Genomic DNA, 26034 nt, shown 5'->3' on the forward strand with positions numbered 1-26034 from the left:
ATTCTTAACCCTGTGCCTGCAATTCCAGTGCAATCTTTGACGCAAGACGCGCATTATTTCGCACCAAAGCAATATTTGCTGTCAAGGACCGCCCCTCGGTCAGTTCGAAGATACGCTGCAACAGGTAAGGCGTGACGGACTTGCCCAAAATTCCGGCTTTGTCTGCATCGCCCAGTGCAGTGGCAATTACCGGCAGCATCACCTCCGATGAAATTTCGTCCTCTTCGGGAATCGGATTGGCGATCAGCTGACCACCGGGTAGTCCCATCGCAGCACGGGTCAGATGGGCGCGCGCGATCTGTGCCGGATCATCCATGCGCAGGGGCGACTTCAGCGTGGAGCCACGCGACCAGAACGCGGGAAAAGCATCCTGGCCATAAGTAATGACCGGAACACCCTGCGTTTCCAACACTTCCAGCGTTTTCGCCACATCAAGAATAGCCTTTGCGCCAGCGGCCACAACGGTAACCGCGGTTTGTGACAGCTCCATCAGGTCGGCAGAGATGTCGAAGCTGTCTTCGGCACCCTTGTGAACGCCGCCGATCCCGCCTGTGGCAAATACATGGATGCCCGCCATCTGCGCGGCAATCATGGTTGCGGCAACCGTTGTCGCGCCGGTGCCGCCGGTCGCGATGCAAACCGCCATATCAGCACGGCTCAGCTTTGCAACATTTTTGCTTTGCGCAAGGGCGGTTAGCTGATCATCTTCAAGCCCGATATAAAGTGTGCCGTCCATCACTGCGATTGTCGCGGGCACGGCACCGGCTTCGCGGATATCGCCCTCAACCTGCCGCGCGACCTCTACGTTTTGCGGGTAGGGCATGCCGTGGGTAATGATCGTGCTTTCCAGCGCAACAATGGCTTTTCCGCTTTCACGGGCAGCGGTGACTTCGGCGGAATAGACGGTTGGAATCATATTGTGGTTTCTCCGGATACATAAAGGGCTGCGGCTGACAGGGCCGCGTCAAGAGCTGCCTCGGCAGACAGGCCGCGCAGTTCAGCGGCGATATGCGCCGCCATTAACGTATCACCCGCGCCGGTAACACGGGTTACCGAGACAGGTGGTGGCGTTTGCGTAACGGCGCCTTGCGGGCCGGCCATGGTTGCAGGATTGCCGCCATCGGTTACCACGACGCGCGCGGCCCCTCGGGCCAGCATCGCATCAGCCGCCACAGCGGAATCGTCAAACTGCGTCTGGCAGAGAAGTCCTGCCTCTTCGAGGTTAACATACAGCGTTCCGCGCCCTGTTTGCAAAAACGGGCTGAGCCTGCGCGCCTTTCCGGGCGAGGCGGGGGCAACGCGTAAGTCTGCCTGCGCCAGCAACGGGTTGCGGGCCATTTTTGACAACAGATCAAGGGTCAGGTTTCCGTCCAACGCAACTGCACCTGTGTAGGCTATGCCGGACGCCTCTAGCGGGCGCAGGATTTTATCGCCCGCAGCCTCTAGTGAATGGGCGTCGGCGATGGCGGCGATCAATCCGTTGGCACCCTCAATGGCCATATACTGATCTGTCGGCAAGTCATCGGAGCGATAGATCAGATCGGTCACCAAACCGCGCGCATGGCAGGCGTCAATCAATGCATCCCCGTCCGCATCACGGCCGACAGCGCTCAGCAATGCGGGATGCAGGCCGAAACGGCGCAAGGCCATGGCGATATTCAGGGCAACCCCACCAGGAAGGCGGGTAATACGCCCGGGCATATCCGCGCCAAGCTGCATCGGCGTGTCGCAACGTCCGATAACGTCCCACAGGACAGAACCAATACAGAGGATTTCAGGTGTGTTGTTCATGGCAACGGTTTTGACGCCATGTGCGCAGACGCGCAAGCCCATTAAGATCTATTGTGACGGTACTGCAAACGTCATCGACGCCCAGAGCGTTTCCCAAACCGGCCCGTCTTTTTCCGAAGTCGCGCCATCGACCTCGCGCAGCACAACAGCGTCGAGCAAATATTCTATCCCCGCCGTCACCGCGATGCTGGCGCGACCTTCCTGATCTGTACGTGTAATGGTGACTTTCACCTCATCGTTGCTGTCGCGCGCATAAATTTCGATCTGCGCATCGGGGCGCGGCGCATTGTTATACAGCAGCAATACGTGCAGCGTTTCGCCGAGATCAGGGGCGTAGGGGTTATCGAGCGCCACAAATTCTGTCACCATTCCCAATGCGCGGTCCGCGCCGCGTCCATCGCCCACTGCCACAAGGGATTTGGAATGGCGTGTGTAGGTTTCCTTGAAATTCTCCTTTGCCCATCCACGCGCAGTATGGATTGCTTCAACATCGTCGAAGTCTTTATGCTCGGCAAATTTCAGAAACTTGGCCCACTCTTTGTAAACCACGATCGAAGGGGCGGCCTCGTGCGCGATAATCATCAGCCCGTCCTGCGCGGGTGCGGTTAACCGGATTGCCGGACGATCTCCCATGCGGCCTGTCACAGGTGCGCCACTGTCGCCCATGATTACGTCAAATCGCGTATTCCGGTCGGCAAAAAAGGACTGGCGCGTGCCCTCGAAAATCTGTCCGTTTCGCAGATCGGCTACAAACGGCGCGCCTTTTTCCACTTGATATTCCGGTGGTTCAATCCAGAATTCATGTGCAGAGGCCATTTGAGCGCTCGCCAGTGTGGCACACAACAATAAACAAAAACGGATAAGTTTCATGAAACGGTATTCCCTGTTACTACTTTTCAAGCTGACGCTTGTGCTGGCGTTGTCAAGCACACAGGCCACTGCACACGAAGTTGTGCCAACCATTGCGGATTTGACGGTTGCCGAAGGCAAGGCCGAACTGGGGCTTCAGATCAACCTTGAGGCGTTTCTTGCCGGTGTTGATCTGGACACGGTGGACGACACAAACAACGCCCCGCAAGCGCAGGATTATGACGCTTTGCGCGCGCTTGATGCCGCGCAACTGGCCGCCCGTGCGCCTGAATTGCTGGCGGGTTGGAACGCGCTGCCGGTGCTGAGCGTGGATGGCACGCCTTTGGTGGTGGAAAGCATCAACATCACTGTGCCCGAAGGGATCGACCCCGAATTGCCGCGCATCGCCGAATGGCAACTGGCCGCAGACGCGCCCGAGGGCAGCGCTGTCACCGTCGCGTGGCCTGACGGTGGTGGTGATCTGGTGTTGCGCCAGCAAGGGGTTGATGAACCCTATACCGGCCTTATCAGTGGCGGGGCCAACAGCCCGGAAATCTCGCTGGAAGGGGGCAATGCGCAAACCGGATGGCAGACCTTCGTCGGATACATCCCTGTCGGGTTTGATCACATCCTGCCTAAAGGGCTGGACCATATTCTGTTTGTGCTGGGCCTTTTTTTCCTGTCAACGCATCTGCGCCCCCTGATCTGGCAGGTGACAGCGTTCACGCTGGCCCATACCGTCACACTGGCGCTTGGCGCATTGGGTGTGGTCACCGTCCCCGGTAGCATTGTCGAACCGTTGATTGCTGCCTCAATCGTTTATGTCGCGGTCGAGAATATCTTTGCGCGTGGCCTCAATACGTGGCGGCCTGTGATTATCTTCGGCTTCGGTTTGCTGCACGGATTGGGATTTGCCTCGGTTCTGGGCGAGTTCGGTTTGCCGCAGGCGCAGTTCGTGCCAGCCCTGATCGGCTTTAACGTCGGTGTAGAGATCGGTCAGCTGACCGTGATTACTATGGCCTTTGTGCTGATCTGGCTTGCGGTGCTTGCGGCAAGGCGCGCAAGCCTGACAGGCGTTGAAGAGATCGTGACAGAGTATCCCGTGATGTTCCGCGCGGTATCCGTAACCGGATCGTTGTTGATCGCAATTATCGGTATCTACTGGGTGATCGAGCGTACGCTGCTGTAAGCGATCAACCTACAGCAGACCAAAGATCGGAGAGGGCTGCGGCGGGATCGTCGTGGCCCCAGATTTCCTCACCGATGCCAAAGAAATCGGTTTTGGAAGACAGCGCGGCAATCAGCGCCTTGTCCAGACGGCCTTCGGCAACGCAGGGCACTTCGATGACTTCCGACCACCACTGGAACAGCTCTTCTTCGGCAATCTCGCCAGCGTCCAGTGCGGTCTGCTGTACCGGACCAAATGCGACGTAATCAGCACCGGCTTCGCCCGCACTCATCCCGTCATGGCGTGATCCGGCACAAAAGCTGCCGACAATCGCATCCGCGCCCAGCAGTTTACGTGCGTGCCGGACCGAGCGCGCGGCGTCTGATAAATGCACCCCGTCTAGGCCCAGACGTTCGGCCAGCAGCGTGTGATCGGCAATTACCAGCGCCACATCGCGCGCGTCCGTCACCGTACGCAGCGTATCGGCGGCGCGCGAAAGCAGGTCTTCGTCCCGCGTGGACAGCGCAAGGCGCACACAGGCCGTTGCATGGGTGTCCAGAACCCGCGCCAGCGTGTCGCCAAATCCGCCCAGGTCTATCTCGGGCGGCGTGATGAGGTAGAGTTGCGGCTGCTCTGGTGCGTCTTGCATGGGGTCTTGTCCTTTGGCTGCGTGATCTGTGCCTAGCGTAATCCGCTGCGGGATGGAAACTGAAATCCGCGCGTCACATCATATTGGCAAGGGCAGGGGCGCGGGGTAAGAGGACATATGACAGTTCTTCCCCCCACCGCCCCGAGCTTTGTTCTTGTACGCCCTCAAATGGGCGAAAACATCGGGGCCGCTGCCCGTGCGATGCTGAATTTCGGTCTGGATCATATGCGCGTGGTTGCGCCGCGTGACGGCTGGCCCAATCCGGCGGCTGTTGCCATGGCATCGGGTGCGGGGCGGGTGCTGGATCATGCGCTTGTTTCGCCGGACCTGCCCACCTCTCTTGGCGATTGCAGCTTTGTCTTTGCCACCACTGCGCGGGATCGTGATCTGGCCAAGCCGGTCTACACCCCCGAGGCGGCGATGCAACTGGCCGCGCAGAAAATTGCAAATGGTGAACGGGTGGCGGTTTTGTTCGGGCCGGAACGCGCAGGGCTGGAGAATGATGATATTGCCCGCGCCAATGCGATTATTTCGGTGCCGGTAAATCCACAATTTGCCTCTCTTAATCTGGCGCAATGTGTGCTGCTGATAGGCTATGAATGGATGCGCCAGCAGGGCGAACATACCCCCGTTGTGCATGAATTGGCCGGCGGTGAATGGGCCCAAAATGCCGAAATCGAACATCTGGCAAAACATTACGAAGAGCGGCTGGACGAGGCGGGTTTTTTCTATCCCGATCACAAGGCTGCCTCGATGAAAACCAATCTGCGCAATATGTGGAGCCGCCTACCGTTGACCCGTGCGGATGTGCAGATCTTGCACGGCACCTTGCGGCAGATGGTCCGATGGAAAGAACGCGGCTAGCCGCTGTAGATACCGAAACTATCTGATAAACACAGACGACAAACACGGACGGAGAACACGATGGCGAGCAACCGCAAGCTTTTCGAAGAAGTAGGCGCTGAAACGGCAAGGCCTGTGGCGACCAAAGGCGTGATCGACGCAGGGCGCGGCGGCGCGCGCGGGGCGATCCGCATCTGGCTCATAGTGCTGTTTGCACTGGTGTTTCTGATGATTGTCGTAGGCGGCGCTACCCGCCTGACCGACAGCGGCCTCAGCATTACCGAATGGCGCCCCCTGACCGGATCAATCCCGCCGCTGAACGCCGCCGACTGGGAATCCGAATTTGCCAAATATCAGGCGATTGACCAGTTCCGGCTGCAACACGCATGGATGACACTGGCTGATTTCAAAGAGATATACTGGTGGGAGTGGGGGCATCGCCAGCTTGGCCGCGTGATCGGGCTTGTCTGGGCGCTGGGGTTTTTCTGGTTTTTGCTGCGCCGCCAGATCCCGACAGGCTGGACACCCCGCTTGCTGTTGCTGGGTGGTTTGGGCGGTTTGCAAGGCGCGATCGGCTGGTGGATGGTGTCTTCTGGTGTGACCTCGGGCACAACTGTAACAACCGTAGCCAGCACCCGCCTTGCCATTCATCTGGGGCTGGCGTTTGTGATCATGGGATTCATCACGTGGTACGCCCTCAGCCTTGGTCGTACGGAACGTGATCTGATGCAGGCGCGCCGCGCGAAAGAAGGTAAACTGTTCGGCGTCTCCACGGGCTTGCTGCATTTCACCTTTCTGCAAATCCTGATCGGCGCGCTTGTGGCCGGCATTGACGCAGGGCGCACCTATACCGACTGGCCCTTGATGGCAGGGCAGTTCTTTCCCCCCCAAGCCTTTGTGCTGGAGCCGTTCTGGACAAATTTCATCGAAAATCCGGGGTTGGTGCAATTCATCCATCGCATGACCGGCTATGCATTGTTCGCCTTTGCGATTGTTGTCTGGTTGCGCGGACGTAAATCGGCGCATCCCAACACGCGCTACGCATTCAACGCGACCTTTGCAGCAATCACATTACAAGTGGTTCTGGGCATCACAACTGTCCTGTATGAGGCGATCCTGCCGGTCGCCCTTGCGCATCAAGGACTGGCCGTGTTGTGCTGGGTCTTGATCCTGCGCGCGCGTCATCTTTCCCTATACCCAATCGCGACATCGCTCAGAGGAGCCTCCACATGACTGCATATGATGACCTGATGGAATTCACCCGTGACACCATGGCACTGGGGCAGGTGGCAGGCCGCTTGGGCTGGGATCAGGAAACCATGATGCCGCGCGGTGCCGCACCGCAACGGGCCGAAGAAATGGCCGCGATGGAAAGTGTTCTGCACGCGCGCCGCATTGACAGCCGCGTACGCGACTGGCTGGCCGAAATTGACGACGCGTCGCTTGACACCGTGGGCCAAGCCAACATGCGCCACATCCGCCGCAGTTTCGAGCGGACCTGCAAAGTACCAGCCGCCCTTGCCGCGCGCATCGCAAAACTGACATCAGCCGCGCAGGGCATCTGGGCCGAGGCCCGCGCCGCCGATGATTTCATGGCTTTCGCGCCAACACTTGCCGAAGTAATCATGCTCAAACGCGAGGAAGGGCAGGCGCTGGCCGCGGGTGGCGATGTCTATGACGCGATGCTTGCCGACTACGAACCGGGCACAACAGGCGCCGATCTGGAAGCGATGTTTGGCACCATGCGCCCCGTGTTGTCAGAGCTGCGCGCAGCCATCCGGCAGGCAAAGCCACCTGAACCGCTGACAGGCACCTTCGATGAAGGCGCGCAGATGAAACTGACCCGCCAGCTTGCCAAAACATTCGGCTATGACATGTCGCGCGGGCGTGTGGACAAGGCCGTGCATCCGTTTTCTTCCGGGTCCGGCCTTGATGTACGTATCACCACGCGGACCAATCCGGTGGACCCTTTCAACTGCTTCTATTCCACCATCCACGAGGTCGGTCACGCCGCCTATGAGCAGAACATTGATGCCGCGTATTTGCTGACGCCGCTGGGCAGCGGTGTTTCCATGGGCGTGCATGAAAGCCAGAGCCGGATTTACGAAAACCAGATCGGGCGCAGCCGTGCGTTCACCGGCTGGCTGTTTGGCCAGATGAAAGACGCCTTTGGCGATTTTGGCGTGAAGGACGCAGACGCGTTCTATGCCATCGTGAACCGTGTGGGCGATGGCTATATCCGCACCGAAGCGGACGAGTTGCAATACAACCTGCACGTCCTGCTCCGGTTTGATCTTGAGCGCGCCCTGATGGCGGGTGATTTACAAGTGAGCGAGCTTGAGGCCGCGTGGAATGATCGTTTCGAGGCCGACTTCGGCTATGCGGTGGATAGGCCCTCCAACGGGGTCTTGCAGGATGTACATTGGTCTGTCGGGCTGTTCGGGTATTTCCCCACCTACAGCCTTGGCAATGTCTATGCCGGATGCCTCAATGAGGCGATGCGCAAAGCACTGCCCGATCTGGATGCGGACCTCGCCAAAGGTGACACATCGGCAGCAACCGCATGGCTGGGCGCAAACGTGCAAACCCACGGCGGATTGTACCAGCCGCGCGAAGTGATCGAACGCGCCGCAGGGCAGGCGCCAAACGAGGCGCCTTTACTGGCCTATCTGAAAGAAAAGTTCGGCGGGATTTACGGGCTTTGAACTGCGCGACCAGGAAGGTGTGATCTGTTGTGAACAAGCCGATCAGGTTTGATCGGTTACAAACAAAAAAATATGCGCGTTTTGCGAGGTGATAACATAGGGCACTAGCGCTGTTCCAAAAACTGTGGTTTTTGGAACTATCCGAAAGGGGGCTCAGTTTTAGCTTGGATGCTTGATACAAACTGATCAATCTGTCGGAGCTGCAAAATTTTTGGATTATCGTTTATCGTAATCTTCTGTTTTCTGAACATTAGCCAAAAAGCAAATCTGAATTCTTGTTCTTCAAGAAATTTAAGCGGCTTTATAAATGGAATAGATGATTTTAGTTCTCTAATCTTTTCAACGGGATAGCTTCTTTCATCCTCGATAAGAACCTCCCGATTAGTATAATCCACCGCTCTCATATCCATCTGTAGCGCTAGACCCTCACTAAGCTCTTTAAATGTGTATTTTTTTACTAAATCAGGAGGGAGGTCTTTGATTGAAATTTTACTCCAAAGTAACGCGCCTAAAAAATTGCCAAACTCCTGAATTTTTTCCCCAGAAACCATCCATTTACTATCATGTGCCTCGGATATGTTGCCAGCAGCGCTATCGCTTAATGAGACACAGAAGATCCAGCAATTATTGGCTGACCCTTTCAAGGTAACATCCTCGACCGAGATGTTATCTTTATTAAGAGCCATTCTACCGATATGTGCTGATCCACCGGAAGCAAACTCAAATTCTGAAATCCACTCATTTGAAACAGGTGTTAGTCGAGGAAAGCGTATTTTGAAATCGAATTCACCTTCGCCTGCATCCCTAAGAAGTTCATTTTCCTCTTCACGAAAACCCCAAAGAGTGCCGATGCGGAGCGTGTTGCACCCTTTCGTTATATCATACTTCAATGGACAAAGTTTAAAGAGCGGTCTCGGACTAAAATCAATTAATTTCATATTATAACCCCTTCAGTAATAGAAATTTTATGTCTCAATCCCTTAAGTAAAGGATGCTTGCATTGCCATGGTGGTGCGGCCCGAAATGTAGCTCAGTCTGCACAACTGCCATTTGAGGATGTTCCCAAAACCCCCATTTTTGGCACAATTGTAAACGTGCTCTTTTCTCGCTGCCAAAAACTTCGTTCAAAACCTAACAAGTTGTTGAAGGTTTTTTAACAGCTGCAATTACCCTAACCGACAGTAAGACGGAAAAAGGCCAGCGCGCCTAAACGCAAAAGAGCCGCTTCAGCTAGAAGCGGCTCTTTTGTTATTTTCACTAGCGTTGTAGATCAGTCAGCACTCTAAGGTGCGCCGTTTTCATCATCCTCTACATCGTCAGTCGCTTCGGCAATCCAAGCGACCGATACAACTTCCTCGCCTTTGCCGGTGTTAAACACTTTCACCCCACCAGCGGAGCGTGAGCGGAATGAAATCCCCTCGACCGGCACGCGGATCGACTGGCCTTTGGACGTGGCCAGCATGATCTGGTCATCCATTTCTACAGGGAAGGAGGCCACGATCTCGCCCAGCGGCAGACCTTTGGTCCATGCCGTCACACCCATGCCACCACGTCCGCGCAGCGGATAATCATGGCTGGAGCTGAGCTTGCCCGCGCCGCCTGCGGTGATTGTCAGGATCAGGTTTTCAGACGCTGACATTTCTGCATAACGTTCAAGCGAAATTGTAGCATTTGCATCCACATTTTCATCCTCGACCGTGTCGGCATCATCGGCCAGCCCCGCAACCGCGCGGCGCCTCTTGAGATATGCGTAACGCTCGCTACTCTCGGCATCGAAGTGGCGGATGATCGACATGGATACAACCCTGTCATCCCCGGACAATTTGATGCCGCGCACACCAACGGAATTGCGGCTGTTGAAAACGCGCACATCCGTGGCACGGAACCGGATCGCACGGCCCGAATTTGTGACCAGCATCACATCATCATCGTGGCTGGCAATACGGGCATTGATCAGCGTGGTGCCTTCATGCTCGTCCTCGAACTTCATCGCGATCTTGCCGTTGCGCATGACATTGGTGAAATCGGACAGTTTGTTGCGGCGCACGGTGCCGGCAGAGGTGGCAAAGACCACCTGCAAATCGTCCCATTCCTTCTCGTCACGGTCCACGGGCATAATCGCTGCAATGGATACGCCCACGGGGATCGGCAGGATATTTACAATTGCCTTGCCTTTGGAGGTACGTCCACCCTGCGGCAAACGCCATGTCTTGAGTTTGTACACCATGCCATCGGTGGTGAAGAACAGGAGCTGTGTGTGAGTGTTGGCAACAAACAGCGTTGTTACAACATCTTCTTCTTTGGTCGCCATGCCGGACACGCCTTTGCCACCGCGGCGCTGGCTGCGGAAATCGGCAAGGGGGGTGCGCTTGATATACCCACCGGACGTGACGGTTACGACCATGTCTTCACGCTCGATCAGGTCTTCGTCGTCCATATCGCCGGACCAGTCGACAATTTGCGTACGGCGCGGCACGGCAAACAGTTCTTTCACCTCGGCCAGTTCATCGCGGATGATGCCCATGATCCGGTCACGGCTGCCCAGAATCTCAAGGTACTCCTTGATCTTGGCGGCAAGTTCTTCCAACTCGTCGGTGACTTCTTTTACACCGATCTGGGTCAGACGTTGCAGGCGCAGCTCAAGGATCGCGCGGGCCTGGGTTTCGGACAGGTTATAGGTGCCGTCCTCGTTGGCGGTATGTGTCGGATCATCGATCAGGGCGATGTATTCAAGAATACCGGCAGCGGGCCAACGGCGTGTCATCAGCTTTTCGCGCGCTTCGGATGCATCGGCGGAGGCGCGGATTGTTGCGACAACTTCGTCGATATTGGTAACCGCTACGGCCAGACCACACAGGATATGGCTGCGCTCGCGCGCTTTGCGCAGCAGATAGGCGGTGCGACGTGCGACAACATCTTCGCGGAAATCGATAAAGGAGGTGAGGAAGCGGCGCAGCGTCAGCGTTTCGGGCCGCCCACCGTTCAGCGCCAGCATGTTACAGCCGAAGTAGGTTTGCATCGGCGTAAAGCGGAACAGCTGGTTCATCACAACTTCGGCTGTTGCGTCGCGCTTCAGCTCAACCACAACCCGCACACCGTTGCGGTCGGATTCGTCCTGAACGTGGGCAATGCCTTCAATTTTCTTTTCGCGCGCCTGTTCGGCAATCCGCTCGATCATGGTGGCCTTGTTCACCTGATAGGGAATTTCGTCGATCACAATCGCCCAGCGGTCCTTACGAATTTCCTCGATGCGGGTCTTGGAGCGGATGATTACACTCCCGCGCCCCTCAAGGTAGGCTTTGCGCGCGCCCGAGCGGCCCAGCATGATGCCACCGGTGGGGAAATCGGGGCCGGGAACATACTCGATCAATTCTTCTGACGTCAGGTCAGGGTTTTCGATCAGTGCCAGACAGGCATCAATCACTTCGCCCAGGTTGTGCGGCGGGATATTGGTGGCCATGCCGACAGCAATACCGCCAGCACCATTGACCAGCATATTCGGGAAACGGGCAGGCAGCACAGACGGCTCTTGCTGTTTACCGTCGTAATTGTCCTGGAAATCCACGGTATCTTTGTCGATGTCCGCCAACAAATAAGCGGCGGGTTTGTCCATGCGTACTTCGGTATAGCGCATCGCCGCGGCGTTATCGCCATCCATCGAGCCAAAGTTGCCCTGACCATCCAGCAATGGCAACGACATGGAGAAATCCTGAGCCATCCGCACCAGCGCATCATAGATCGCGCTGTCACCGTGCGGGTGGTACTGGCCCATCACATCACCAACGGGGCGCGCCGATTTACGGTAAGGTTTGTCATGCGTATTGCCTGTCTCGTGCATGGCAAAAAGAATGCGCCGGTGAACGGGTTTCAGACCGTCACGCAGATCGGGAATGGCGCGGGACACAATGACCGACATCGCATAATCGAGATAGCTTGTGCGCATCTCGTGTTCGATCGTGACCGAAGGCCCGTCATACACGGGCCGCTCGGGGCGATTTTCGTCATCGTTCTCAGGTGTTTCCGGCGTATCGCTCAATGTCTGTCCCAGCTTTGCTGATGTCTTCTATATCTTGCGGCAAGGTATAGCGCGAAGCCCAGATAAGGTGCAATGCAATTGCGGGAAAACGGCCCGGTCAATTCCCGAAAAACAACGGATTTTGGCGAAAATCCACGAATTTCCTACAAATTCGTTTCAAAATGTCGGGCGCGGTTGGAGTGTTCGAATATATCTGCCGGTTTCTGACGCCACGTCACGCCCCTCTACGTCATATCACTGGCTAAACTGCCACCACCCCCAAAGGAGGAAACGACTATGCAGCGTCTGCTCACCGATCACAAAAACATCACCCTCACCCAGCTTGCGGATATACCGCGCGCCGGTTTGGCAGACGGGCAGGCGCGCTTGAAGCTGGAAAGTTTCGCGCTGACCGCCAATAACGTCACCTATGCTGCCTCGGGATTTGCAATAGGGTACTGGCACTTCTTTCCTACAGAGATCGACGGGCAGGGACTGGTACCTGTGTGGGGCACGGCAGAGGTGGTAGAAAGCAACAGCGATGATTTGAAGGTCGGCGCGCGGCTTTACGGATTTTTTCCGATGGCCGAGGAAGTGGTAATCACACCTCAACCGGACGGACATGGCGGAGTTATAGACGCAGCGCCCCACCGCGCAGAACTTCCGGCGGTGTACAACCGCTACAGCTCTGTAGGCCCCGCAAATGCCATGCAAGATCACATGCGCGCGTTGCTGCAACCGCTTTTGGCAACGTCCTATCTGTTGTTTGACTGGTTGATGGATAACGATTGCTTTGGTGCCAGCCAGATCATCATCGGTAGTGCGTCCTCTAAAACCGGACTGGGGCTTTGTAAGTATCTGGCAGAGCCCGAGGGGCGGGCATACAAGATCGTTGGCCTCACCTCTGCGCGCAATCGCGCCTTTGTGCAGGGATTGGGTGCGTGTGATCAGGTGTTTACGTATGATCAGATTGCGCAGCTTGATGCAGCACCTTCGGTTTATGTCGATATGTCTGGCAATGCTGTTGTGAAAGCTCAGGTGCATTCAACTCTGGGTCCGGATCTCAAACACTCCGCCGCAGTGGGGATCAGTCATTGGGATCAGTTCGACCCGAAAACCCAAGTTGAAGGGGTAAAGCCGGAGTTCTTCTTTGCCCCTGCACAAATCGCCAAACGGCGCGAAGAATGGGGGGCAGGCGTGATCGAAAAACAGATTACCCAAGCATGGAAGCGGCTTGCGGCAGATGCATCAAGCTGGCTGGATATCAAGGTCCACGCCGGGTTGGGGCAGGCGGCAGAAGTGTACCATACGCTGGCGGATGGCACCGCCAATCCGCGGGACGGGCATATCATCACGCTTTAGCAGGCGCGTCAGGCCGAGCAACTTGCCCCGCCAAGCACGCAGAACTTGGCGCAATGGGGGTGGTTCAGCGCAACATCGCGTTCAGCTTCCTCCAGTGTCTCGCCCAGTTCAAACTCTGGCGCGTAGGGCAGCAGGGTACAGGCTAGCACCGCCAGACGGTCTGCACCGCGTCGCTTAACCACCATACGGGAAGTGGCGCACATGACATCATCGGGCGACTTGTCCAGTATTCCCCAACAAGCGGTCGTAATTTCGGGCACATCAACGCTTTCGTCCATTTCGGGAAAGAGCACCGTCATTCCGCTGTCTTGCGCATCGATGTCAAACCTGTGCTCGGCATAAAAGGCTGCGTAACCCGCGCGACTGTCTTCATCGCTGTCCCCGAACACAGACCGCCCCGCAACTGCCAAGCGAAATCCGTTCTCCGAAAGCCACTTCATTCCTGTAACAGTTTTGTCAAACGCTCCCGCGCCGCGCTCGGCATCGTGAAGATCACGGCGATAGTGATCAACCGAAATCCGTAACGTCAACTTGTCGGGGTACGCGGCCTGTACCCGCAACAATCCTTCACGCATCTTTTTGCGCATCATCGGCAACATCGCGTTGGTGAGGATCAGCACATTATAGCCCCGTTCAAGCGCGGCTTCGGTGATATTGATCATGTCGGGGTTCATAAACGGCTCACCGCCGGTAAAGGCGATTTCGCGCACGTTCCATTTGCGCGCCTCTAGCTGGTCAAGATACCTGCGCACCTCTTCGGCTGTAATATAGACAAGTGCGTCATTTGTCGGGCTGGACAGGATATAACAGTTGGCGCATTCGATGTTGCACAATGTACCGGTGTTAAACCAGAGGGTTTGCGGATCATTCAGCGCAACGGTGGCACGTGCCTCGCCAGCGGAGGTAAGTTGAGGGTCTGCAAATTTACCCTGATTTGCCAGTACATTGTCTTTCATCCGCCCGTCTCCGCCTTCCGTTTCCTGTTGCACTAGATGGGGTAGGCGGTTTGCAAAGGCAAGAAAAGACCAACAGGACCAACGCACGCTGTTGTGAACGGCAAGGTTTCCCATATGTTTACGCCGACCGGCAGAGACAGGTTGCATTGTTTCGCGTTATGCTGTGGCATCGCAATGCCACCGCGCTACAACCCGTCGGTATAGGACGTGTTCGTTGCGCGTAAAAATTAAATCAAAGGCAGAATTCCATGGCTTCACGTGTCATTCCCGTTGACGATTTCGATCTTGTAATCTTTGGCGGCACAGGTGATCTGGCGCGCCGCAAGATTTTACCGGGGCTTTTCCGCCGGTTTTGCGCAGGGCAGATGCCGCCCAATGCCCGTGTGATCGGCGCTGCCCGCAGCAATCTGGACTCGGACAGCTACCGCCAGATGGTGCGCGAGGCGATCGGGGAATTTGGCGGTGAGCAGGCGTGTGACGATGCGCATCTGGATGCGTTTCTGGCACGGCTCGAATATCTGGTGATCGACGCGCGCGGCGATGACGGATGGGAAGAATTACAGACCATGATGCTGGGAACCGACCGCATCGAAGCGTATTATTTCTCTGTTTCGCCTGTGTTGTTCGGAGACATCGCGGAGCGGCTGCAAAAATGGGGCATGGCGGACAGCCGCGCGCGCATCGTAGTCGAAAAGCCCTTTGGCCGTGATCTGCAAACCGCGCGCGCACTGAACAAAACACTCGCCACCTATTTCAACGAAGACCAGATTTACCGGATTGATCATTATCTCGGTAAGGAAACCGTACAAAACCTGATGGCTGTACGCTTTGGCAATATGTTGTTCGAGCCTCTGTGGAACAGCCAGTACGTGGACCATATCCAGATTACCGTCGCCGAGACAGTGGGTGTCGGGGGGCGGGGTGAATACTATGACAAGGCGGGCGCGATGCGCGATATGGTGCAGAACCATCTGATGCAGCTGTTGTGCCTGATCGCGATGGAGCCGCCCGCACGGTTTGCCCCCGATGCCGTACGTGATGAAAAGCTGAAAGTGATACGGGCGCTTGATCCGGTCGCGCCCTATCATATCGTGCGCGGCCAGTATCAGGCAGACCCCGAAAACGAGGTTGAGCGCCCCGGCTATCGCACCGCTGTAGACAACCCCAAATCACGCACTGAGTCATTCATCGCCCTGCGCACCGAGATCAGCAACTGGCGGTGGGCAGGCACGCCATTCTATTTACGCACTGGCAAACGTCTTGCCGCGCGGTCTTCCGAAATTACCGTGGTGTTCAAAGATACCCCGCACAACATTTTTGGCGAAGATGCAGGCCGGCACCGCAATGTTCTTTCAATCCTGTTGCAACCCAACGAGGGTATCACATTGGGCGTGACCATCAAGGAGCCGGGACCGGGGGGAATGCGCCTGATTGACGTACCCCTTGACATGAGCTTTGCTGAAACGCTTGGTGATGACGACGTAGATCATGTGGATGCTTACGAAAGGCTGATTATGGATGTCATACGGGGCAACCAGACCCTATTCATGCGCGGCGACGAAGTGGAAGCGGCATGGGCGTGGACTGATCCGATTATTGAGGGTTGGGAAGCACGTAACGACGTGCCGAAACCGTATGACCATGGTAGCACGGGGCCAACAGACGCAACCGATCTGATGCGCAGGGAGGGCCGTAAATGGCAGAAGATAACACAATGAATATAGTTGAATACCCCGATCGCGACACATTGATGACCCAGGTAGCAGAGGTGCTGACAGCAGATCTTGCTACCGCGCTTGAGCGTAAACAGTCAGTGACGCTGGTAGTGCCGGGGGGCAGCACGCCGGGACCGGTATTTGACATCCTGAGCACCGCTGAAATCGACTGGACCCGCGTCCACATCCTGCTCAGTGATGAACGCTGGGTGCCCGAAGATAACGCGCAATCAAATGCCGCCCTGATCCGCAAACGCTTGTTGGTAAACAAAGCAGCTGCAGCACGGTTCACACCCTATTTCCGCCCTGATGATGATATCGAAACGGCTGCACGATCTTTGTCAGGTGAATTAACAGGTTGCACTCCTTTCGATGTGTTATTGCTCGGCATGGGTGCAGACATGCACACTGCATCCTTGTTTCCCGATACATTAGCGCTGGCGGCTGCATTGAAATCAGATGCACAGATGTTTCTACCAGTGACCATAGCGGGGCAGGATACAGCACGTTTCACTTTAACCGCCCCGTCGCTGCGAAGCGCGCGCACAATTCGTTTGCTGGTCACCGGAGAAAACAAACGCAAGGCGTTAGCGCACGCGCTAACCCTGCCAGCAGCACAGGCTCCCGTGCAGATCGTACTGCCCCGGGCGACGATCCACTGGAGCGCGACATGACACATTGGAATACCCTCGCCGCGCAGCACAGTGCAGTGGCGGACCGTCCGATAGTTTCTCTTTTTGACGATCCAGAACGCGCGCGGAACTTCAGCGCGCAGGCAGGAGATCTCTATTTCGACTATTCCAAAACCAATATCGATACCGCGACCCGCAATGCCCTACTGGAACTTGCCCGTGGTGCCGATGTGGAAAAAATGCGCGAGGCGATGTTTTCTGGCGCGCGGATAAACGGGACCGAAAATCGCGCCGTACTACACACCGCCCTTCGCAATCTTGATGGGAGCGCGATGATGGCGAATGGACGCGACGTGATGCCTTCCGTTCTCGATACGCTCGCCAGAATGCGCAGTTTCGCCGATCAGGTCCGCAACGGTTCCTTTACAGATGTGGTCAACATCGGCATCGGCGGTTCCGATCTGGGTCCGGCAATGACCGTGAGGGCTCTAACACCCTATCACGATGGCCCCCGTTGTCACTTTGTCTCGAACGTAGATGGTGCAGATATTGCCGACACCCTGCGCGGACTGGATGCAAAGACTACCCTGGTGATCGTGGCTTCCAAAACCTTCACAACTATAGAAACCATGACAAACGCGCGCACCGCAAGGGCATGGATGATTGATCACGGTGGCACCCCCGAAACCCAGTTTGCCGCTCTTAGCAGTGCAGAGGACAAGACTGCAGATTTCGGAATTGATCCCGCGCGCGTCTTCGGTTTCGCCGATTGGGTTGGCGGCCGCTATTCGGTTTGGGGGCCCATCGGGCTGTCGCTGATGATTGCCATTGGGCCAAAAGCGTTTGATGCGTTCCTGCGCGGCGGGCAGGCGATGGACATGCATTTCCGGGCCGCAGAACTGCATGAGAATATGCCTGTCCTGCTCGCTTTGGTCGGGATTTGGCACAACCAGATTTGCGGATACGCAACCCGCGCCGTGCTTCCCTATGATGAACGGCTGGAACATCTGCCCGGCTACCTTCAACAACTGGAAATGGAGTCAAATGGCAAAGGCGTTCTGCGCGATGGCACACCCAGCCCGCGCAATACCGGCCCTGTTGTATGGGGGGCGGCGGGTACAAACGGCCAGCACGCGTTTTATCAACTCATACACCAGGGGACCCGTGTGATCCCGTGTGAATTTATGATCGCTGCCCAAGGGCATGAACCGGAACTGGAACATCACCACACCCTTTTGATCGCAAATTGCCTCGCCCAGTCCCAAGCACTCATGCAAGGGCGCGCGTTGGAAGAAGCACGCCAGATAGCCTCAGGCAAAGGCTTCACAGGCGGCGAGCTCGAAAAACAGGCGCGCCACAGGGTTTTCAGCGGCAACCGCCCGTCAACGACGCTGCTCTACCCTCTGCTTGATCCTTTTACACTGGGCCAGATCATCGCGCTCTATGAACACCGTGTGTTCATCGAAGGAATAATCCTGCACATCAATTCTTTCGATCAATGGGGTGTGGAGCTCGGCAAAGAGCTTGCCACCTCCCTGCAACCGGTCGTCGAAGGGGCACAATCCGCAAAAACGCAAGACCCGTCTACCAGATCATTGATCGATTTTATTCACCGCCACAGAAACTGAATAATTTCTTTTGGCTCTAAATATCCCGGGGGAATCGGGGCAACGCCCCGATGGGGGCTGGCCCCCTGAACACCGCCAAACACGTGTCACATCATGTCCGGCGCCCGCCCGACCCGATTTGCCAGCCGTGCCACCGTCAATCCCTGCACAATAATTGAAAAGATAACGACAACATAGGTGCAGGTCAGGATCAGCGGTTTCCACTCGCTTTCAGGCAGGGACAGCGCAAGCGCCACCGAGATTCCACCCTTCAATCCGCCCCAAGTCATAATCGGCACCACACCCGCGTTGAAACGCCGGAACGGGCGCAACAAGGTGATCGGCACCGCCACCGCCACAAACCGCGCCAGCAGGGCCAGCGCAATCGCTGCCGTTGCAGTCAGCAAAACATCATCGTCAAATGCAATCGCAAAGACTTCAAACCCGATCAGCAAAAACAGGACAGCATTTAATATTTCGTCGATCAACTCCCAAAAACCCGCAACATAGCTGCGTGTCTGCTCGGACATCCCCTGGGATGTGCCCACATCCCCGATCAGCAAACCTGCACAAACCGCCATGATCGGCGCGGACACATGCAGCCAGACCGCCAGTTCGTATCCGCCAAAAGCCAGCCCGAGTGTGAGCAACACTTCAAGCGGATAGTCGTCAATCCGGCGCATCACCCGAAACGTCAGCCAGCCCAGAACAATGCCAAGAACGGCACCGCCAACAGCTTCCTGAACGAATAATATCGCGGCACCGGTCAGCGGATCACCGGCAGGGCCATGGCCGTCACTCTGGGGAAAAGCCAGACCGACAAGCACCAGAAAAACAACGTATCCGACGCCATCGTTAAACAGGCTTTCACCTGCAATCTTCGTCTCCAGCGCCTGGGGCAGATCCGCCTCGCGCAACACGCCCAATACAGCAACCGGATCGGTCGGAGAGATCAGCGCTCCGAACACCATCGCTACCAGCAACGGCATTCCTGTCAGCCACGAAAAACCGACCCCTACAATCATCGTGGACAGCGCAATGCCCAATGTGGCCATCAAAAACACCGGACGCCACTCGGCGCGCAAATCCCCCAGTTTCACATGCAAGGCACCGGCAAACAGCAAAAGCCCCAACATGCCTTCCAGCAAAGCTTCGGAAAAATCGATACCGGTGACGATGTTGCGCACGGTATCCGCAATTTCCAACGCCGGAACCAGCAGATCAACACCCAAAAGAACAAAGGATGCCACAAGTGACACCACCAGCACGCCGATTGCGGAGGGCAGGCGCAGATAGAGGTGGTTGATGGCACCAAACACGCCGGCAAGCACAATCAGCAGGGAGGTGATCTGGAGAAAATTCACTACATGCATTCCTTTTGGGAGTTCGTCCTAGGTTGCATGGCGTGGGCCTGTGCGCAACAATTTACCTTATGGTGGCGTTGCCCCATCCAGTTCTACAAAACTTTTCCTGAAATTCTGGGGGATCGGGCGGCGGCTGTTTCCGTCAGGCTCCAGCATAACCATGACACAATCGAATGTGGCGCGCAGTGTACCGGCGGCCCAAATTTCCTGATGCAAACTGTAGGAGGTATTGCGAAACGCCTTGCAGCCGCATGTGGCAACATAGGCTTCATCCGGAAGAACTTCCCTGATGTAGTGGACTTCACCGGACCGCACGACAGTGCGCGGGGCATCCGGTGCGGCATCGCTTTGCCAAAGCCCGCGCTGGCGGAAGTATTCCACCCGCGCCCTTTCGAACCATTCGAGATAGGCGACATTATTGACATGTTTTAACACATCAAGTTCGGAAAAGCGGACCCGATCCGCAATGGCGACAGGTTGAGGCGTCTGTAGACCACAGACGCGCTGCTGCTCGGGGCTTAACGGGGTCAGAAAGGGCATATTCATACTCGTGAGTATTAACCTTTGATTTTACAGACAACAACAGCGCAACAGCTGCTACTTAGATCAATATATTTGACTGACTTGGCACGGAGCGTCCAACCAGAGCAAGAGGCCGCATTAAATGATACTCCCTCTATATTCCGGCGTGATTGACGGTTGGGCAACGCCAGCAGGGCAGCACCCTGACAACGCATATATTTACATGACTCTCGCCAAGTGATGTCGGATTTGGTCCGGCACACGGAGGCGGATGGATCCTGACCATGATGGCATATCGGCCTATACGTTTTGAATCACGGACCTTGATGCAACGTGGCCCGGCGACTTGATTACAATCGCCATAAGGGCGGGTCGCGCGCAGAGCCGCTGACAGGTTTTTTCGCCCAATTCAATTATTTTTCCGCGTTCACTGCGATGACGTGGAATTTCGGCTAACCTCCTGCTCGACAATCCGCAGTCTTGCAGCAAAGCGACGGGTCGCTGAATAGCCAAGGCATTGGAGTGATCTATAATTGCCGGATTTACCGGTAGGGGGAAGCCTAACGGTTGCGCCCACAGCCGATTTCGCCGAAGCTCGCACATTGCCACGATATGGGGTCGCAACATGATAATTTATGGCTTGAATACCTGCGCGGTTTGCCAAAAGGCGCGCAAGGCGCTTTCAGCTGCGCACAAGGATGTGATATTTCGGGATGTTCGCGAAACCCCTTTGACCGAGGATGAACTGGAAGAGCTGATCGCCGAATTCGGCGACCGGCTAGTCGACCGCAGCACTAACGACTATCGCGCCCTGAACAGCTGGCTGAAAAATTCTGAAGCCGAAGCGCAGATTTCTGCGAAACCGAAAGTGATGGCGCGGCCGGTCATAAAACATGACGGATCGTATTATCTGGGGTGGGACGACAAGGTTCAATCCGCATTGCTTAAAAGCGGTTAAGGAAGGGAGATGCCATAATTCTGGAGCGGGTAACGAGAATCGAACTCGTAACTAAAGCTTGGGAAGCTGCCGTGATACCTTTTCACCATACCCGCGCACCAGTGAGAGTGGCCTAAGGCCCGCAGGCAAAAGCGTCAAGTAGATTTGCGGCGGATCGTCGTTTGACCCGCCGCGATTAAAGCCGGGCCTGCCCGGTTACCCCCGTCTTCTGCGCCGACCGCCACTGCCACCGCCATCACCGCCGCCGGTGTTAAAGGTTGCCGTCGGCAGGGTGACGATTGAATTAAGGATGGGAAACGGCTCTACCGCGTTGGGAATGGCCGACGCATTGACGAAATGCTCCTGAAAGCGCGGCTCGATGGCGGTTTCGATCTTGTGGATTTGCCGCACCGTTTCTTCGATTTCCGAACGCGCCTCACGGTTCAGCAGGGCGATACGCGCACCGGTTCCCGCCGCGTTGCCTGCCGAGGTTACCTTGTCCAGCGGCGCATCGGGTATCATGCCCAGCACCATCGCGTGTTTGGTCGAAATATGTGCACCAAAGGCACCGGCCAGCACCACACGGTCTACCTTGTCGACGCCGAATTTATCCATCAGCAGACGCGCGCCCGAATATAGCGCCGCTTTGGCCATCTGGATTTCGCGAATGTCACGGTTGGTCACGGTAATTTTTGGGCCGCCGTTATCGGTGCCGTCATACACAAGATAGCTGTTTGTGCGCCCGTCTGCGAAAACCGCCGCCGAACCCGTCTGCTCGGACGTGCCGATCAGACCGGGAGCATCCAGTATACCGTGCATCCGCATTTCAGCGACCATTTCAATGATGCCCGACCCGCAGATGCCGGTTACGCCAGTCTGCGCAATGGCTGCATCAAAACCTTCTTCGGTTGACCACAAATCACAGCCAATCACCTTGAAACGCGGCAGTTTCGTAACCGCATCAATTTCCACCCGCTCGATCGCGCCGGGGGCCGCTCGCTGACCCGAGCTGATCTGCGCGCCCTCAAATGCAGGACCGGTTGGCGACGAGCAGGCCAGAACTTTTTCCTTGTTGCCCAGCAGGATTTCGGCGTTTGTGCCGACATCAACCACGAGAACCAGATCATCCGACGTTTGCGGGCTTTCCGACAACGCCACAGCGGCCGCATCTGCGCCTACATGGCCTGCGATGCAGGGCAACAAATAAACACGGGCAGATTGGTGGATATTCAAATCCAGATCATCGGCGCGCAGGCGCATGGCGTTAGAAGTGGCCAGCGCAAACGGCGCTTGCCCCAACTCAAACGGATCAATCCCCAACAAAAGATGGTGCATCACCGGATTGCACACAAACACCGCATCAACGATCAGGTTCTTGTCAATATTCGCCTCTGTCGCGATCTGGGTGAACAGCCCGCACATCCCCTCCCGTACTGCGGTGGTCATTTCGGCGGCACCATTGGCATTCATCATGGAGTAGCTTACGCGGCTCATCAGATCTTCGCCAAAACGGATTTGCGGATTCATCACACCAGATGACGCGACAACTTCACCGGTTTGCAAATCACACAGATGCGCCGCGATGGTGGTTGAACCCAGATCAACTGCAACGCCGTAGATCGTACCATCGTAGAAGCCGGGCCAGACGTGCATGATACGCGGCTTGTTTTCATCATCCCCGAGGTGAATTGCCACCGTAACCTTCCAGTTACCTTTGCGCAGCACCGGTTGCATGACTTGCAGAATGTGCAAATCGGCGGTGACTTCGGTAATCTCCCATTGCTCCAGCAAAGCCTTTCGCAGGCGCTCCAGATCGCCGGAAGGGTCGTGCATGTCAGGCTCGGCGACCTCGACATAATACAGTTTGGTTGAGGGGTTGAGCGTGATGTCGCGAACCTCGGCACGTTTACGTACCACCTGTTTGTGTACCTGGCTTTCGGCAGGCACGTCGATGATCACATCCTTTTGCACAGTCGCCTGACACCCCAGACGGCGGCCTTTTTTCAGCCCGCGCTTTTCATCATAGCGCGCCTCGACCTTGTTCCATTCCGACAGCGCATCCGCTTCGACATTTACGCCGTGTTTGGCAAATTCACCGTACCCCGGTGTGATCTGGCATTTGGAGCAGATGCCCCGCCCGCCGCAGACGGAATCAAGATCAACGCCCAGTTGACGCGCCGCCGTAAGAACTGGCGTGCCGACAGGGAAACGCCCCCGCTTGCCGGAGGGAGTGAAAATTACAAGTGGATCATCGCTCATGTCATGTGGTCCTGATGTGGCTTTCTACACACAATAGCCTTGCGCGCAGGCAGGGTCGGCCTGCTGGCGTCACAAATTGGTGCAATGGCGTCATTCGAGTGGTTAGGCGTTAGGTACTGCGCCGCGCGTGAAAGATAAATCCCAGAAAATTCAGCAAAATCTGTGCTGCAAGTATCTGTGTGGAGCCTGTGGGATCGTAATCAGGGGCGACTTCGACCAAATCCATCCCGACGACTTCGTGGCGCTCGGCAACCGCTTGCAGCAGCTCCAACACTTCGTAGTAGAGAAAACCACCATGGGACGGCGTGCCGGTGCCCGGCGCAATAGAGGGGCAGAAGGCATCGATATCCAGCGTCACATATACCCGCGCATCCGCAGGAATATGCGCCAGCACGCCACCTGTGCCCATTTTGCGCGCCTGACGAACGCTGATGATATCGGACCCCATGGCGCGGGCATCATCGTAGCCTTCCCTGGCGGTAGAACTGACGTTGCGGATACCCACCTGCGTCAGGCCGGTCACATAGTCATGCTCGATCGCGCGGCGCATCGGGTTGCCGTGGCCATGACGCACGCCGTGGCGTTCATCAACAAAATCCAGATGTGCGTCGATTTGCAGGATATGAATGTCACCTTGCCCGTCAAAGGCGCGGATACACGGGATATTGATGGAATGATCACCGCCGATGACAACGGGCAGGGCCGCGGCCTCAAGTGCGGCGCGCACACCTGTTTCGATGTTGGCGTGGCTTGCTTCTGTGTCCGTGTGCACAATATCAGCATCGCCCATGTCCACGATGTTCACATCACCAGGCAAATAGGTGGCATCGTCCTCGTGGTCATAGGCGCCGCCGTGGCCAAAGCTGAACAGGGTCGATGCCTCGCGCACACCGCGCGGCCCGAACCGCGCACCGGCGCGAAACTGCGTACCCGCATCGAATGGCGCGCCAAGGATTGCCACGTCAGCGTCAAGCTTGGCCCAGTCCGGCTCGTAGGGGCGTTTGCCGAATGTTGAAATCCCGACAAAGGGCAGGTCCAGCCTGCCACCGTCATAGCCGTGTGTTGTCATCGTGCACTCCCGTCATTTTAGTGCACAGCTTTGGGCAAGGGCGCGGGGATTGCAAGGGATCGCGCCATCAACCCTTTTCAAACTGTGATATCCGTGAAATAGGAAACCGCCAAATGATGCCATTCCCCATGGAGGTTGTTATGGAGATTCGTGAGGCCCTGACGTTTGATGATGTGTTGCTGGTTCCGGCTGCATCGTCGGTGTTGCCATCCACTGCAGATACCCGCACCCGCGTGACCAGATCGATCGCTCTTAACATTCCACTGTTAAGTTCAGCCATGGATACAGTGACCGAAGGCCGCATGGCCATTGCCATGGCGCAGGCTGGCGGGATAGGCGTTATCCACCGCAATCTGACAATCGACGAACAGGCCGAAGAGGTGCGCCGCGTAAAGCGCTTTGAAAGCGGCATTGTTTACAATCCGATTACCCTGCGCGCCGATCAAACTCTGGCAGATGCCAAGGCGCTGCAACAACGCTATAATGTCACCGGCTTTCCCGTGGTTGATGAAGCGGGCCGTGTTGTCGGCATTGTGACCAACCGCGACATGCGCTTTGCGCATCGTGACGACACACCTGTTCACCTGATGATGAGCACGGATAACCTTGCCATTCTGCACGAGCCGGCAGACCGCGAGGAAGCGATCAGCTTGATGAAGGCGCGCCGGATTGAAAAGCTGCTGGTTACCGATGGGAATGGCAAGCTGACGGGCCTTCTGACCTTGAAAGATACAGAACAGGCGGTACTGAACCCCACCGCCTGCAAGGACGATCTGGGCCGCCTGCGCGTCGCCGCCGCAACGACAACGGGTGATGCCGGATTTGAGCGCTCGCAAGCGTTGGTGGATGCGGGGGCCGATATGATCGTGATCGATACCGCGCATGGGCACTCCGAAGGTGTGGCTATGGCGGTGGAGCGCGCCAAGAAACTCAGCAACGAAGTTCAGGTTGTCGCCGGAAACGTCGCAACAGGTGAAGCCGTGCGCGCGCTGATCGGTGCGGGGGCTGATGCGGTAAAGGTCGGGATCGGCCCGGGATCAATCTGCACAACGCGGATGGTTGCAGGTGTCGGTGTGCCGCAGTTGACCGCGATTATGGATTGCGCCAAAGCCGCCGGTGAAACGCCGGTGATCGCAGATGGCGGCATCCGCCTGTCTGGAGATTTTGCCAAGGCAATTGCGGCGGGTGCGTCTTGCGCCATGGTCGGTTCGATGATCGCCGGCACCGATGAATCCCCCGGAGAAGTCATTTTGTATCAGGGCCGTAGCTTCAAAAGCTATCGCGGCATGGGCAGCCTTGGCGCAATGGCCAGCGGCTCTGCCGACCGTTATTTCCAGAAAGACGCCGCCAGCGACAAACTGGTGCCGGAAGGCATCGAAGGGCAGGTCGCCTACAAAGGAACTGCCGCTGCCGTATTGCACCAGATGGTCGGAGGTCTGCGCGCTGCCATGGGCTATACCGGCTGTGCAACCGTCGATGAAATGCGCAAGAACTGCTCGTTTGTGAAAATCACCGGCGCGGGTCTGTCCGAAAGCCATGTGCATGACGTGCAGATCACTCGTGAATCTCCCAACTACAGAATTGGTTAAGC

The 26034-nt window shown here is 56.5% G+C and carries 21 protein-coding genes and 1 tRNA gene; 10 read left to right on the plus strand and 12 right to left on the minus strand.

The window, feature by feature from the left end; genetic code table 11:
• Positions 1-4: 4 nt before the first annotated feature.
• The 3 genes from OS189_RS03465 to OS189_RS03475 are packed head-to-tail and all read right to left on the minus strand — an operon-like array spanning position 5 to position 2607.
• Positions 5-916 (minus strand): pseudouridine-5'-phosphate glycosidase, encoded by a 912-nt coding sequence (locus OS189_RS03465; RefSeq protein WP_267165870.1) that lies wholly within the window; start codon positions 914-916, stop codon positions 5-7.
• On the minus strand, positions 913-1791 hold the full coding sequence (locus tag OS189_RS03470; RefSeq protein ID WP_267165871.1) for a PfkB family carbohydrate kinase: 879 nt from the start codon (positions 1789-1791) through the stop codon (positions 913-915). Before OS189_RS03470 ends, OS189_RS03465 begins: the two co-directional genes overlap by 4 nt.
• Positions 1792-1839: 48 nt before the next feature.
• Positions 1840-2607: a DUF4198 domain-containing protein gene (locus tag OS189_RS03475; protein WP_267165872.1), complete on the minus strand. Its 768-nt coding sequence runs from the start codon at positions 2605-2607 to the stop codon at positions 1840-1842.
• Positions 2608-2659: 52 nt separating this feature from the next.
• On the opposite strand from OS189_RS03475, the gene OS189_RS03480 reads away from it, so the two are divergent.
• On the plus strand, positions 2660-3829 hold the full coding sequence (locus OS189_RS03480) for a HupE/UreJ family protein (protein ID WP_267165873.1): 1170 nt from the start codon (positions 2660-2662) through the stop codon (positions 3827-3829).
• Positions 3830-3833: 4 nt separating this feature from the next.
• On the opposite strand, the gene OS189_RS03485 is transcribed toward OS189_RS03480, so the two are convergent.
• On the minus strand, positions 3834-4457 hold the full coding sequence (locus OS189_RS03485; RefSeq protein WP_267165874.1) for a thiamine phosphate synthase: 624 nt from the start codon (positions 4455-4457) through the stop codon (positions 3834-3836).
• Between the two features lie 117 nt (positions 4458-4574).
• Here OS189_RS03485 and OS189_RS03490 point away from each other — a divergent pair, with 117 nt between their 5' ends.
• Genes OS189_RS03490 through OS189_RS03500 form a run of 3 tightly spaced genes read left to right on the plus strand, consistent with a single transcriptional unit; the run spans position 4575 to position 8005 of the window.
• Positions 4575-5321: an RNA methyltransferase gene (locus tag OS189_RS03490; RefSeq protein WP_267165875.1), complete on the plus strand. Its 747-nt coding sequence runs from the start codon at positions 4575-4577 to the stop codon at positions 5319-5321.
• A gap of 60 nt (positions 5322-5381) precedes the next feature.
• A complete protein-coding gene (gene ctaA, locus OS189_RS03495) occupies positions 5382-6533 on the plus strand; it encodes a heme A synthase (protein WP_267165876.1) in 1152 nt (383 codons plus the stop codon).
• Positions 6530-8005 carry a carboxypeptidase M32 gene (locus tag OS189_RS03500; RefSeq protein WP_267165877.1) on the plus strand — a complete coding sequence of 492 codons (1476 nt, stop codon included), beginning with the start codon at positions 6530-6532 and terminating at the stop codon, positions 8003-8005. Before ctaA ends, OS189_RS03500 begins: the two co-directional genes overlap by 4 nt.
• Positions 8006-8142: 137 nt before the next feature.
• Here OS189_RS03500 and OS189_RS03505 read toward each other — a convergent pair whose 3' ends face one another.
• Together OS189_RS03505 and gyrA are read right to left on the minus strand one after the other, a co-directional pair.
• Entirely contained in the window at positions 8143-8943 is an 801-nt protein-coding gene (locus OS189_RS03505; protein WP_267165878.1) for a hypothetical protein, read from the minus strand.
• 344 nt (positions 8944-9287) lie between these two features.
• The gene (gene gyrA, locus OS189_RS03510; RefSeq protein WP_267165879.1) at positions 9288-12041 is read right to left on the minus strand and encodes a DNA gyrase subunit A; all 2754 of its coding nucleotides are present in this window, start codon (positions 12039-12041) and stop codon (positions 9288-9290) included.
• A gap of 276 nt (positions 12042-12317) precedes the next feature.
• On the opposite strand from gyrA, the gene OS189_RS03515 reads away from it, so the two are divergent.
• Positions 12318-13382 carry a DUF2855 family protein gene (locus tag OS189_RS03515; protein ID WP_267165880.1) on the plus strand — a complete coding sequence of 355 codons (1065 nt, stop codon included), beginning with the start codon at positions 12318-12320 and terminating at the stop codon, positions 13380-13382.
• 8 nt (positions 13383-13390) lie between these two features.
• Here the strand turns inward: OS189_RS03515 and OS189_RS03520 are convergent, their stop codons facing one another.
• Positions 13391-14338, minus strand: coding sequence for a radical SAM protein (locus OS189_RS03520; protein ID WP_267165881.1), 948 nt, complete (start codon positions 14336-14338; stop codon positions 13391-13393).
• A gap of 248 nt (positions 14339-14586) precedes the next feature.
• Between OS189_RS03520 and zwf the strand changes: the two genes are divergently transcribed.
• From zwf to pgi, 3 genes are read left to right on the plus strand one after another with little or no spacing between them, the layout of a single operon-like run.
• Positions 14587-16056, plus strand: a complete 1470-nt coding sequence (gene zwf / locus OS189_RS03525) for a glucose-6-phosphate dehydrogenase (RefSeq protein WP_267165882.1) — start codon at positions 14587-14589, stop codon at positions 16054-16056.
• Positions 16035-16727: a 6-phosphogluconolactonase gene (pgl, locus tag OS189_RS03530; protein WP_267165883.1), complete on the plus strand. Its 693-nt coding sequence runs from the start codon at positions 16035-16037 to the stop codon at positions 16725-16727. Before zwf ends, pgl begins: the two co-directional genes overlap by 22 nt.
• Positions 16724-18313 carry a glucose-6-phosphate isomerase gene (pgi, locus tag OS189_RS03535; protein ID WP_267165884.1) on the plus strand — a complete coding sequence of 530 codons (1590 nt, stop codon included), beginning with the start codon at positions 16724-16726 and terminating at the stop codon, positions 18311-18313. The genes pgl and pgi overlap by 4 nt, the downstream gene beginning before the upstream one ends.
• Positions 18314-18399: 86 nt before the next feature.
• Here the strand turns inward: pgi and OS189_RS03540 are convergent, their stop codons facing one another.
• Both OS189_RS03540 and OS189_RS03545 read right to left on the minus strand, forming a co-directional pair.
• Complete coding sequence (locus OS189_RS03540) at positions 18400-19656, minus strand: cation:proton antiporter (protein ID WP_267165885.1); 1257 nt, start codon at positions 19654-19656, stop codon at positions 18400-18402.
• A 66-nt stretch (positions 19657-19722) separates the two neighbouring features.
• The gene (locus tag OS189_RS03545) at positions 19723-20196 is read right to left on the minus strand and encodes an acyl-CoA thioesterase (protein ID WP_323380215.1); all 474 of its coding nucleotides are present in this window, start codon (positions 20194-20196) and stop codon (positions 19723-19725) included.
• A gap of 607 nt (positions 20197-20803) precedes the next feature.
• On the opposite strand from OS189_RS03545, the gene OS189_RS03550 reads away from it, so the two are divergent.
• On the plus strand, positions 20804-21136 hold the full coding sequence (locus OS189_RS03550) for an arsenate reductase family protein (RefSeq protein WP_267165887.1): 333 nt from the start codon (positions 20804-20806) through the stop codon (positions 21134-21136).
• 21 nt (positions 21137-21157) lie between these two features.
• On the opposite strand, the gene OS189_RS03555 is transcribed toward OS189_RS03550, so the two are convergent.
• The 3 genes from OS189_RS03555 to speB all read right to left on the minus strand — a co-directional run bounded on the left by OS189_RS03555 (position 21158) and on the right by speB (position 24443).
• Positions 21158-21231, minus strand: a tRNA-Gly gene (locus OS189_RS03555).
• A 100-nt stretch (positions 21232-21331) separates the two neighbouring features.
• Complete coding sequence (locus OS189_RS03560; RefSeq protein WP_267165888.1) at positions 21332-23374, minus strand: ASKHA domain-containing protein; 2043 nt, start codon at positions 23372-23374, stop codon at positions 21332-21334.
• A gap of 109 nt (positions 23375-23483) precedes the next feature.
• Positions 23484-24443 carry an agmatinase gene (speB, locus tag OS189_RS03565; RefSeq protein WP_267165889.1) on the minus strand — a complete coding sequence of 320 codons (960 nt, stop codon included), beginning with the start codon at positions 24441-24443 and terminating at the stop codon, positions 23484-23486.
• Positions 24444-24583: 140 nt separating this feature from the next.
• Here speB and guaB point away from each other — a divergent pair, with 140 nt between their 5' ends.
• Positions 24584-26032 carry an IMP dehydrogenase gene (gene guaB / locus OS189_RS03570; RefSeq protein WP_267166070.1) on the plus strand — a complete coding sequence of 483 codons (1449 nt, stop codon included), beginning with the start codon at positions 24584-24586 and terminating at the stop codon, positions 26030-26032.
• Positions 26033-26034 lie beyond the last annotated feature (2 nt).

Origin of the sequence: Sulfitobacter sp. F26169L (assembly GCF_026410285.1) — a bacterium.
In the GTDB taxonomy this organism is placed as follows: Bacteria; Pseudomonadota; Alphaproteobacteria; order Rhodobacterales; family Rhodobacteraceae; genus Sulfitobacter.

Excerpts from the sequence above, each read along its gene's own strand:
- zwf (WP_267165882.1), top strand. The coding sequence starts at position 14,587 with ATGGCTTCACGTGTCATTCCCGTTGACGATTTCGATCTTGTAATCTTT.
- OS189_RS03500 (WP_267165877.1), top strand. The coding sequence starts at position 6,530 with ATGACTGCATATGATGACCTGATGGAATTCACCCGTGACACCATGGCA.
- speB (WP_267165889.1), bottom strand. The coding sequence starts at position 24,443 with ATGACAACACACGGCTATGACGGTGGCAGGCTGGACCTGCCCTTTGTC.
- OS189_RS03545 (WP_323380215.1), bottom strand. The coding sequence starts at position 20,196 with ATGCCCTTTCTGACCCCGTTAAGCCCCGAGCAGCAGCGCGTCTGTGGT.
- OS189_RS03520 (WP_267165881.1), bottom strand. The coding sequence starts at position 14,338 with ATGAAAGACAATGTACTGGCAAATCAGGGTAAATTTGCAGACCCTCAA.
- OS189_RS03560 (WP_267165888.1), bottom strand. The coding sequence starts at position 23,374 with ATGAGCGATGATCCACTTGTAATTTTCACTCCCTCCGGCAAGCGGGGG.
- OS189_RS03470 (WP_267165871.1), bottom strand. The coding sequence starts at position 1,791 with ATGAACAACACACCTGAAATCCTCTGTATTGGTTCTGTCCTGTGGGAC.
- OS189_RS03485 (WP_267165874.1), bottom strand. The coding sequence starts at position 4,457 with ATGCAAGACGCACCAGAGCAGCCGCAACTCTACCTCATCACGCCGCCC.
- guaB (WP_267166070.1), top strand. The coding sequence starts at position 24,584 with ATGGAGATTCGTGAGGCCCTGACGTTTGATGATGTGTTGCTGGTTCCG.
- pgi (WP_267165884.1), top strand. The coding sequence starts at position 16,724 with ATGACACATTGGAATACCCTCGCCGCGCAGCACAGTGCAGTGGCGGAC.
- OS189_RS03480 (WP_267165873.1), top strand. The coding sequence starts at position 2,660 with ATGAAACGGTATTCCCTGTTACTACTTTTCAAGCTGACGCTTGTGCTG.
- ctaA (WP_267165876.1), top strand. The coding sequence starts at position 5,382 with ATGGCGAGCAACCGCAAGCTTTTCGAAGAAGTAGGCGCTGAAACGGCA.
- OS189_RS03550 (WP_267165887.1), top strand. The coding sequence starts at position 20,804 with ATGATAATTTATGGCTTGAATACCTGCGCGGTTTGCCAAAAGGCGCGC.
- OS189_RS03515 (WP_267165880.1), top strand. The coding sequence starts at position 12,318 with ATGCAGCGTCTGCTCACCGATCACAAAAACATCACCCTCACCCAGCTT.
- OS189_RS03465 (WP_267165870.1), bottom strand. The coding sequence starts at position 916 with ATGATTCCAACCGTCTATTCCGCCGAAGTCACCGCTGCCCGTGAAAGC.
- OS189_RS03490 (WP_267165875.1), top strand. The coding sequence starts at position 4,575 with ATGACAGTTCTTCCCCCCACCGCCCCGAGCTTTGTTCTTGTACGCCCT.
- OS189_RS03475 (WP_267165872.1), bottom strand. The coding sequence starts at position 2,607 with ATGGCCTCTGCACATGAATTCTGGATTGAACCACCGGAATATCAAGTG.
- pgl (WP_267165883.1), top strand. The coding sequence starts at position 16,035 with ATGGCAGAAGATAACACAATGAATATAGTTGAATACCCCGATCGCGAC.
- OS189_RS03505 (WP_267165878.1), bottom strand. The coding sequence starts at position 8,943 with ATGAAATTAATTGATTTTAGTCCGAGACCGCTCTTTAAACTTTGTCCA.